The organism is Dyella sp. SYSU CM1112, from assembly GCF_058216415.1.
In genome coordinates this window covers 1-418 of the sequence record NZ_JBZEGI010000071.1, presented here as the reverse complement: position 1 = coordinate 418, position 418 = coordinate 1, and the positions used below count along the sequence as shown (strand labels likewise).

Below are 418 nucleotides of genomic sequence, written 5' to 3'. Positions count from 1 at the left end.
ACGTCTTTACCGACAATGGCGGTGCCGGTCTGGCTCATCACGTCGCTGCCGGTGATGTGCACGAGGTTGCCGGCGGTAAGCGTCACGCTGCCATTCAAGCTGCCGATCAGGCTGCCTTGCGGCGTGGTGCTGGTCTCGGTGTAGCTCTGGCTTTGCTTGGCGCTGCCGATCATCACACCCAGGCCCGCGCCGAACATCCCGCTCTGGCTTTGCGTCTGGCTGTGCTGCTCGCTGTGCGTGCTGGTAGCGGTGCCGATGGTGAGGTTGTTACCCGCCGCCAGCACGACGTTGTGGGTGCCGACGATCTGCGCGGCTTGCGTGGTGAGGTCGTGGCCGGCAGCGACGGTCACGCTGTGGCCGCTGAGCAGGCTGCCGACGGCGTAGCTGTCCTGGACGGCATCGTGGGTGGTGGTGCTGC

General features: G+C 66.3%; 1 protein-coding gene. It reads right to left on the bottom strand.

Annotated features, from left to right (window positions below; genetic code table 11):
• A partial coding sequence (locus AC4HNJ_RS21660) for a hemagglutinin repeat-containing protein (protein WP_490481692.1) occupies positions 1 to 418 on the bottom strand: 418 nt, incomplete at both ends.